This is a genomic window from Clostridioides sp. GD02404 (assembly GCF_045898275.1).
Lineage (GTDB): Bacteria > Bacillota > Clostridia > Peptostreptococcales > Peptostreptococcaceae > Clostridioides > Clostridioides difficile_A.
In genome coordinates this window covers 63921-73468 of record NZ_JBJOCA010000021.1, presented here as the reverse complement: position 1 = coordinate 73468, position 9548 = coordinate 63921, and the positions used below count along the sequence as shown (strand labels likewise).

8 protein-coding genes are annotated in these 9548 nt (G+C 27.5%); 1 reads left to right on the top strand and 7 read right to left on the bottom strand.

Annotated features, from left to right (window positions below; translation table 11 throughout):
* Positions 1 to 122: 122 nt before the first annotated feature.
* Positions 123 to 1481: an MATE family efflux transporter gene (locus Q3287_RS13400; RefSeq protein WP_054277810.1), complete on the bottom strand. Its 1359-nt coding sequence runs from the start codon at positions 1479 to 1481 to the stop codon at positions 123 to 125.
* Positions 1482 to 1845: 364 nt separating this feature from the next.
* Here Q3287_RS13400 and Q3287_RS13395 point away from each other — a divergent pair, with 364 nt between their 5' ends.
* Positions 1846 to 2298 carry a staygreen family protein gene (locus Q3287_RS13395; protein ID WP_054272045.1) on the top strand — a complete coding sequence of 151 codons (453 nt, stop codon included), beginning with the start codon at positions 1846 to 1848 and terminating at the stop codon, positions 2296 to 2298.
* Between the two features lie 157 nt (positions 2299 to 2455).
* Here the strand turns inward: Q3287_RS13395 and Q3287_RS13390 are convergent, their stop codons facing one another.
* The 6 genes from Q3287_RS13390 to Q3287_RS13365 all read right to left on the bottom strand — a co-directional run bounded on the left by Q3287_RS13390 (position 2456) and on the right by Q3287_RS13365 (position 9477).
* Complete coding sequence (locus tag Q3287_RS13390; protein WP_407964193.1) at positions 2456 to 3073, bottom strand: DUF488 family protein; 618 nt, start codon at positions 3071 to 3073, stop codon at positions 2456 to 2458.
* 204 nt (positions 3074 to 3277) lie between these two features.
* On the bottom strand, positions 3278 to 4075 hold the full coding sequence (locus tag Q3287_RS13385) for a MerR family transcriptional regulator (protein ID WP_407964192.1): 798 nt from the start codon (positions 4073 to 4075) through the stop codon (positions 3278 to 3280).
* Between the two features lie 95 nt (positions 4076 to 4170).
* A complete protein-coding gene (locus Q3287_RS13380) occupies positions 4171 to 5583 on the bottom strand; it encodes a potassium/proton antiporter (protein ID WP_219674261.1) in 1413 nt (470 codons plus the stop codon).
* 484 nt (positions 5584 to 6067) lie between these two features.
* The gene (locus Q3287_RS13375) at positions 6068 to 6976 is read right to left on the bottom strand and encodes a DUF2268 domain-containing protein (RefSeq protein WP_407964191.1); all 909 of its coding nucleotides are present in this window, start codon (positions 6974 to 6976) and stop codon (positions 6068 to 6070) included.
* 70 nt (positions 6977 to 7046) lie between these two features.
* Positions 7047 to 8882, bottom strand: a complete 1836-nt coding sequence (locus Q3287_RS13370; protein ID WP_407964190.1) for a glycerophosphoryl diester phosphodiesterase membrane domain-containing protein — start codon at positions 8880 to 8882, stop codon at positions 7047 to 7049.
* Between the two features lie 145 nt (positions 8883 to 9027).
* Entirely contained in the window at positions 9028 to 9477 is a 450-nt protein-coding gene (locus Q3287_RS13365) for a GNAT family N-acetyltransferase (protein ID WP_054272051.1), read from the bottom strand.
* Between the last annotated feature and the right edge of the window lie 71 nt (positions 9478 to 9548).

Below are 9548 nucleotides of genomic sequence, written 5' to 3'. Positions count from 1 at the left end.
TATTATTATAGACTTTATTCATATGATTTAATCATTCTATATCCTACTTATAATTATGAAAATATATACGCTAAAAATCACCTCCAGATAGAGTTTTCTATCCAAAAGTGATTATATATGTCCTATGCAATTTTGTGTTTTAGCCACTTTGTTCCCCTTAATCTTAAACAATATAAAGTTCCTCTGACAAGCCAATCTGTGTACATACCTATCCAAATTCCAAGTACACCAAATTTTAATACAACCCCCAACACATAACCTGTAAAAATTCTAAAAATCCACATCCCTATTATAGCTGTCATCATTGTATATCTTGTATCGCCTGCCCCTTTTAATCCTGCTGACAATACAAAGGATATAGGCCATATTACCATGGCTAGACAATCACTTCGAATCAGTTGTGTTGATACATCAATTACACTAGTGTTTTGAGTATACATACTTGAAATCCAAGGAGCAATTGGTATAAATATAGCCCCTACTGCAAATAAACAAACTGTTGCAAATTTAGTTAGGTATAGGAGAGTACTTTTAGCACCTTTAATATCTCCACGTCCTATATACTGACCTACCAATGTTGTTGCAGATAATGCTAAAGCATTCCCAATTACATTTATGATAGATGCAATTGACATTCCTATCGCATTGGATGCAATTGCTGAGGTCCCCATAGTAACTATAAATACCTGAACAATTAATTTTCCTGCATTAAAAAGTAGTTGTTCAACACCAGCTGGTATTCCTATATTAAATATAGATTTTTGAGTTTCAACATCAATCTTAATTGGAAATATTTTACCTATAGATATAAATTCATTTCCTTTGAATAAAGCTCTTACAATAACTATACATCCAATTATTCTGGCTATAGCAATAGACATAGCTGCTCCTGTTATCCCATAAGATGGTATTTGTAGATTTATACCTAAAGAATTTAAATCAATACCATATATAAGTATATATCCCAATGTCACATTTATTATATTCATAAACATAGTTACATACATGGGTTTCTTTACATCTCCACAACCCCTTAGAATACCATTTGCTATTTGCTGTGTCGCAATAAATGGATATGTGAATAATGTAAACTCTATGTATAATTTTGCATTTGATTTTACCAATTCTTCTGCTGAACCATAAAATAAGTTAATTACACCAGTCCTAAAAACCCACATTAAGATTGTTATTGTAAAAGATAGTATTACTCCTGATACTAGAGCTTGCTTGATAGTTTCGTTCGCATTTTCACTATCTCTTTTGCCTATTTGTTGAGCTACAACAACAGTGGCTCCTACAGATAATGCAGCAAATACAGATATGAATATATTGTTTATTGAATCAACCATTCCAACTGCAGATACAGCTTCTTCCCCAATATGACCTGCCATCATTGTATTAAATACCCCTAGAAGCATGACAAATGTCTGCTCTATCATTATAGGAATTGCTAATTTTATAACATTTTTCCTTATAAACATCTCTCTTCCTCTTTTCCCTCTTTATATAAATTTAATTTTTAGTTAGTTTAGCAAATTGTTAGTTAATCTTTTAAAGTTTAAATTTATATTCCCAACTCATAATATACTGTATTCAAATAATATTATTCTCGTTTAATATCATTTTAACACAGTACATCTTTATAATTATTTTATGTTTATTATTTTTTATGGATACTATAATTTAAATATTTGTATATTTAAATTAACCACTTAGCACCCACCAGAATTTATTGATTACTACATATTACAGGAAATTAAAATATAAAATCTTACAACATAAATGTAACAAAATTGCCTCAATTTAAATATTGTATTTTATAGACTATTTTTAGGATGTGATACTTTGATTAATTTGAATACAACTAATTTAAACGTAAACATGGTTTATCCCGTTTCTGCTACAGAACCTATACGTTTTAGAAGATATACTGTTTCATACTCAGAGAATACAAACGATATTTATTTAACTATAGCTACCTACTTCGATACACTTAGCTTAGGAACAGTAAGTATTGATAAAGTTTATGGTCAATGGGCTTGGGTTGTTGGTGACATATACGATTTAAATCTATTCGTTTTTGTTGGAAACTATCCTTATGAAATTGCTAGAAATAGATATGATGCCTTTGTTAGAGTTCTTCCAATTGCGATTACTTCCATTATAAATGGTGATAGGTTGTTCTTAGTTTCTAACTCTTGTTTATTAAACTCAAAAATTACAGTTAGATTTATATCTAGTCATCCTACGCTTAATAGAACTGTTGATTATGGCAGTATTAGAACTTTCGTTTTGTAACATTACAACATGATGTACTATTTAAAGTAATATCACAATCTAAATAGTATTATTAAATTATAGTAATATTATTAATCAGTACATCATGTTTATTTGTTACAACTTTAGCATATTTTCTTATTTAAGATAACTTTTAGATTTTTAGTAATTAATATTTCTATTTACTGATTTTCTCTGTTCTAAATCCTATCTCTTTATTGGCTAACATATAACCTTCTTGTATCATTTCTTCTCTTGTCAATACATTCCCCAATAAATTATCAATACTTAGTTGTTTTCTATCACTAAAGTACTTATCTAATAATGATTCTTCTATGTCTTCTTGAGTCTCTAGATAACCCTCATGCATTATATATTTTACATCAAAACCTTCTTTATTCAATACCCTACCTAATAAAATACTTCTATGACATCGTATAGGTTCTTGCATTGCTCCCAATAAAACTATCTTATATCCCATCTGACATCCATTTTTTAGTCTTTCTATTCCTTTTAAGAAAATATCTTCTTTAATTACTTTTTCAAAATCTGCATATCCTTCCTCTGTATATACATCTTTGTTGGTTCTCTTTGCTCCAAACTCCTTGCCCATGTATACATATATAAATCCAGATTTTTTCAATGATTCATTGAAGGACTCTCTATTATACTGAATATTATATTTAGAATATGGAGTTTCTCTAATGTCAACTATACAGTTTATATTGTACTTTTTTATCATATCAATAAGTTTATCATATGAATAATTTGAATGTCCTATTGCGAATATCTCCATATAAATACCTCCTATTCTTAAAAACGAATTAATGTCTCATGTTTTCCACTTTATTGCCTCAACGAAAATATACTACTTTATATATAAAACATCAATATATTTTTCATATATAAATCTATAATATCTATAAATATCAAAAAATGAGGCATATCTTTTATTTAGATAGACCTCATTTAATAACTTTATCTTTATTATTTTAACCTATTATAAAATTCGTTTCACTGGTATCTGAACTTCTGTTAGCCAATCTTCCTCATTCTCTTTATTCCATATGCCATCTATATAAGATTCTCTAGGATTTCCAATCACATCATATTTATTGTCCTCTATCCATTTAAATGCATCTGCGTAAGTTTTTCCTAATGTTGAATATGAACCATTGTGTAATATACAAACAGCACTTTCAACTTCATCTAGTTCTTTAAATTTTAATATGTCTGTATCTTCTTTTAAGTCATTTATAGCTTGACACATCTCAACATCCATATTAGTCTCTCTATATTCACCATCATGATATATATTGAAACAATAATCTGGAACTGCACATGTACACTCAGCCTTCCTCATTTCTTCAGCCATTACATTTGGAAATAGACTGAAAAGTTCATCATACCCCTTTAATACCTTTCTCATAGAAGCAATTTTAACTTTTGGTAAAGACTTAATAATTACATCATTCATATTGACTTCTCCTTTCAAATTCACAAGGTAATTACGCAGTTTAATGAGTTTATATTCTTCACTTTTAATTACATCCAGCATTTCTTTTTCTTTATTTTTTAAAATATTTTCAACCGCTTTAGGATTTTCTATAGCTTCTTTTATCTCAGCTAGTGACAAACCCATTTGTTTTAAAGTTATTATCTGATGTAATTTAGGTAATTGCTCTGTCGTATAGTACCTATATTTTGTAAACTCATCTACATATTCTGGCTTTAACAATCCGATATCTTCATAATACCTTAATGTCTTTGTAGTTATTTTATTTATTTTAGAAAACATTCCTATAGAAAACATCTCATCACCTGCGCATTAGATTTGATTAATTTAAGTTTAGACCTTCCCCTTAGGTTAAAGTCAATACAAATAAATTATAATTATATTAATTCTTCAATTCTATCTCCACTTAGTACCAATGTATCCCCTGTTTTTATAACAGTTGAGCCTTTGGGCACTAAAACCTGTTCCTTTCGTTTTATCATAACTATTAATATATCTTCTGGTATATTAGAATCCATTATACTCTTATTTGCCCATTTACTACTATCATCAACATTTACCTCTATAAGTTTAGAGCTAATTTCTCCATCATAATCATTAAATGTTTTTAATACAGGTGTATTATCATCGACTAAATCTAGCTTTCTAGCTACTGTTGGTATCAATGTACCTTGCACCCCTACTGAAAGTAAAGCTATAAAAAATATTATATGGAATATGTCATTCTCTATAATTACTCCTTGAGTAACTGCATAAATTGCAAAAACTACTGAAGCTGCACCTCTAAGACCTACCCATGATATGAACAATTTTTCCTTATTTGAAAATTTAAATTTTGCTAGAACTATAAATGTTGCTAATGGTCTTGCAATAACTATCATGAATATAGATATGGCCATCGCTATACCAAATATATTTGGTAGCTTGGAAGGGAAAGATAACAATCCTAACATAAAGAATAACATTATTTGCATAATCCATGAGATTCCATCAAAGAAATGAACCAAACTTTTTTTATGAGGTATTTTACTATTTCCTATAATAATACCTGAAATATACACACTTAAATATCCATTTCCTCCAACATACTCACTAAGTGCATAAGAAAGTATTGCAATAGCTGTTATAAATATAGTATAAAATCCTTCTATCTCGAAGTTTGAATTTCTTAAAATATAAACAGACAACTTTGCTAGTATAAATCCTATAGCTAGCCCAAAAACTATTTGTTTTATTACCATTGGTATAATAAGTTCTACCCCAGAATTATTCATCAGTGTCAAAAGAATTAGTGTCAACATATACGCTATGGGGTCATTACTCCCACTTTCGACTTCCAATAATGAAGCAAGGGAACCTTTTAAATTTAGTTTTCGAGAACGCAACACAGCAAACACAGATGCAGCATCTGTTGAAGCTGCAATTGCTCCAATTAATAAGCCTTCAAGTAAATTAGTTCCTACTACCATATGACAAAATATTCCTGTAACTCCAGCTGTAATTATTACACCAAGCGATGACATTAGTATAGATGGTACTGCAACAGGTTTAGCCATATTCCAGTTTGTTCCAAATCCTCCAAAGAACATTATAAATATTAGTCCAATAGAACATAATTGTTTTGTTAATTCATAGTTGTCAAAATAAATTCCTACCATTCCATCAGACCCAAATAACATCCCTAATAGGATAAAAATTAGTAATATTGGTACTCCAAATTTATATAAGACCTTACTCGAGGTTATACAAATCAATAGCACTAATCCACTTATAATCATCAATTCTGTCATAGCATCAACTCCATTTCATATAAATTTTGCAGATTAAATTATATCTACAATTTTGTTACTTGTTCAAATATAACATGACATAAGTTTATAAGTTATGGTGCATAAAAGTACAATTAAAATTCGATAATACACTAAAATATGAGTATTGCACTCAAGTTTATATATTTATTTTAATTATATTCATTTAACATTCAAAATTTGAATTATTTTTTATTAACATTTCATTTTTCAGTTGATTATTTAATACATTTCATACTCTTATAGTAGTTTTATAGATACTATGAAATATATAGTATTTAGATAAGTAATAAGAAACTAACATACAATGTTAGGTACTTTAGATATGAAATCTTCAAAAACTTCATACATTGAAATATTTCTTTATATATATTATTTTATATTTGTTACAAATTATTGTCAATTTATTTTTTTCTCAAAAATAGAAAAATTGCATAATTTTTTTCAAATTATGCAACTATAATATTTATTTCCAAAACGCTTTCATCCCTTCTATTATCTCAGTATAAGGCAACAAAGTAGCTTCGACTATTGATTTATTTGTTTTCTCTAAATAATATTTAATCATATAATATCCACAAGCATATCCTGCACAGTAAGGTAAACCAACTGGAAAGTATCCTTGCATTTTGGCTATATCATCACCATATAGATAGGATGTGATGTTTTGAAATCCAGTCTCTTTTAAAGCATTTTTTATTATTGGTTTTATATATGTGTCTAATGTTTGGATATCCGTTTTACTAACCCAAGGCCCCACCATATCCTCACCAAACATCCAGGTTGCAAAATTCTCTGCAAGACCCTCATTTATCATCATCTCTTCTAGTGTTATATCATTACTCCAATTTATAAACTGGAATCTAATATTGTGATTACATTCATGTGCTAGTGCTACTTGTAATCTATCAATCGTGTACTCATTAGGAACCAGTGATATGAACATATATCCAGGTATCCCACCATCACCCCAACATCCATCACTTAAAATTGTATAAGGACTATTTGGATTAGCCAACAATATTGAATATTTATAGTCCTTAATATTTAAATCGTATCCTTCTCTTATAAATGAGTTCATAGAATTTTCTATAGTTTCTTTACAAGTGTTCCAAAGTTTATCATCAGATATTGCATTTATATTATTTATTTGATTTTCATTAATATTCTTAGGTGATAAAACCCCCATCATTTCACTTGCCATAATTACATCATATCCACCTTCTTGTTTGGCAACCATTGGAACATCTATACATTTCCATTTGAATTCAAAAGGCTTCATAAGTTCATATCTATATATATCTTCTTTTTTGTTTACTGGTGCATTCATTATCTTCTTATATACTTTATCTGAGCGAATTTCTATGATATTCATCTTTATCATCTCCTTCAAAATAGAGTATATAGAATTACGTAGCGTCAATGTCAATATATTTTTTTATAATCTAACCTTCTTCAATTATAGTCTCATTAGAATCATCACCAAACAAGTAATAAGCCACCCTATTGACAAATCCATTTTGTTGCCAATAAATTACATCATCCAATAAAAATGGATTATCAGTAATTATGCTATCTACATTTAAATTAATCATTTTTTTCATTAGTTTACTATTATTAATAGTCCACACAAAAACTTGCTTTCCGTTTTGGTGTATATTATCCACAACATTTTCAGTTATAAATGTAGATTCTATTCCATATATATCAACATAATCCCAGTTATAAAAATTTCCGTATGCAACTGCTGTCAAATAACATGTTATTATATCTGGATTTAATTTTTTTATATTTTTTAATACATCTTTATCCATAGATGCTACAACACATTGATTCTCTAATCTATTTAATTTAATCAATTCCAAAACCCTTTTTTCTACATTGGTTTTTTCATGACCATTAAGTTTTATTTCTATTAGAAGTTTTATTTTTCCTTTCGAATATTTCATCGCATCATCAAGAGTTGGTATTTTTTCACCTGCAAAGTTTGAACTAAAGTGACTACCAGCATCATAGTTCTTAACTTCATCATAATTTACTTCCCAAACATTTTTATTTATACCAGTTACTCTCTCAAAGTTAGAATCATGAAATAAAATCAGTTCTCCATCCTTAGTTTCTTGCACATCAATTTCAGCATACTCAGCTTGAGTTACAAAAGTTTCTTTAAACGCAGCCAGTGTATTTTCTGGAGCAATTAATGAAGAAACTCTATGAGCAGTTGCTGTTGTATTATAAAAAAATGAAGAGTTAAATAAAATATCATTATTTAAAGAGTATGCTATAGATTCACTATGTAGGATAAATAAAATTATGGATACTTTTAGAGTTATTTTTAATAGCTGAGTTACTGATTTTTTTTGTTTATCAGATTTCTTTTTATAAATTCTAATATCATTATATTCATAATAAAATGCAGAAATAAATCCTGTACTAATTATAAATATAGCTATTGATGAAATAAATGTAGCATAGTCATTGAACAATATACACCTATTAATAAATATATCTTTCAAAAAAGTTGCCTCAGTATAATTTTTTGTCCATATTCCTATCAATATAACAATACTATGGTATATTATATATCCTATAATACTGACTATTATGGATATCCCTAATGAATAAAGAATTAGTCTTATTGATTTTCCTTTTGTAAGGCTAATACTTTTATCCCTCGCTTCTTTAAAACTATCTGTGTTTAAAGTTATTTCATGTATACTAAAAATCCATCTAATAACTGATATATATAATATTAATATTAAAAACATATAAATTATATTTAGAACTATATTAGAATTTATATACTCTAATATATACTCTGGGAGCTTTATCTTTCCAATAAATCCTGAAGTTAAGGCTATGTTTGTAAGTGGAACTATTAATAGCACAAATATAAATAACAATAGATTTTTAGGATACAATATTTTTATAGATTTTTTTAAAGACATTTCAACAAGTTTATATAATGTAATTTTTTCAGAAATTCTTGATTTCTCAAAACATATAATTACTGAAGTAAATTCAAAAAACATATAAAATGTTAATATCGCAATTGAAAGTATAGCTAGTAATATTGATATAGGATTAGTTAATATTTCTCCTATATTATCAGTACTTAAATAAACTATATTTGCACTTTTCATAGAACTACTTAATACAAATTTAATTGATGGTAATATAATTATCAGAGCCAGCCCTTTGTGAAGTAGTTCAAATGTAATTAATGTACTCCAGTTATATTTTATTAATTTTACAAAAGTATCTAAAATCTTCTTATTCATGGTGTCCCCTTAGTCTTTTTATTGTATTTTATCCTGTAAATCTTATAAATATATATTATTTTTTAAAATTAATAATTTTATGTAAGCTGATAATAGAAAAATTATATTTCCTATATGTTTTATTCTTCATTTAAACAGATATATATTAAATTAATTTCATATGTAATATTGGGAATGGATTACCCTGCCCATCTATTTCAGACCTATCAAATTCTTTAAATCCTAAATGAGTATAAAATCCTACTGCTTTTTTATTTTGCTCATTTACATCAACATATTTTATATTATATTTATCTATAGCATATGTCATTAGCTTTTTTCCAATACCATATCCTCTATATTCATCTTTTATAAATAGCATCTCGATTTTGTCTTTTTCTATTCCCATGAAGGCTTTTATCATATCATTATCTTTCACAACAACTATATTTTCTACTTCTCTAAGTCCTATTTTAACTAATGGTATTAGAGATTCAATATCTTTCTCCTTTAAAAAATCATGTGTTGCTCTTACTGACGATTCCCAGACTTGCAATATTTCCTTATATTCACTTGAATTTATTTTCTTCATTTCAAAAATCATTTCAGAGTTCATAAATACTTCCTTTCTATTCTATATAATTTTTAATTTTGTCTAGTTTATTTATATAAATTTAGAAAGAGCTA

Bases quoted from the DNA above. Each gene is read 5' to 3' on its own strand.
- Q3287_RS13385 (WP_407964192.1), bottom strand. From the start codon at position 4,075: ATGTTTTCTAAAATAAATAAAATAACTACAAAGACATTAAGGTATTAT.
- Q3287_RS13375 (WP_407964191.1), bottom strand. From the start codon at position 6,976: ATGAATATCATAGAAATTCGCTCAGATAAAGTATATAAGAAGATAATG.
- Q3287_RS13380 (WP_219674261.1), bottom strand. From the start codon at position 5,583: ATGACAGAATTGATGATTATAAGTGGATTAGTGCTATTGATTTGTATA.
- Q3287_RS13390 (WP_407964193.1), bottom strand. From the start codon at position 3,073: ATGGAGATATTCGCAATAGGACATTCAAATTATTCATATGATAAACTT.
- Q3287_RS13365 (WP_054272051.1), bottom strand. From the start codon at position 9,477: ATGAACTCTGAAATGATTTTTGAAATGAAGAAAATAAATTCAAGTGAA.
- Q3287_RS13370 (WP_407964190.1), bottom strand. From the start codon at position 8,882: ATGAATAAGAAGATTTTAGATACTTTTGTAAAATTAATAAAATATAAC.
- Q3287_RS13400 (WP_054277810.1), bottom strand. From the start codon at position 1,481: ATGTTTATAAGGAAAAATGTTATAAAATTAGCAATTCCTATAATGATA.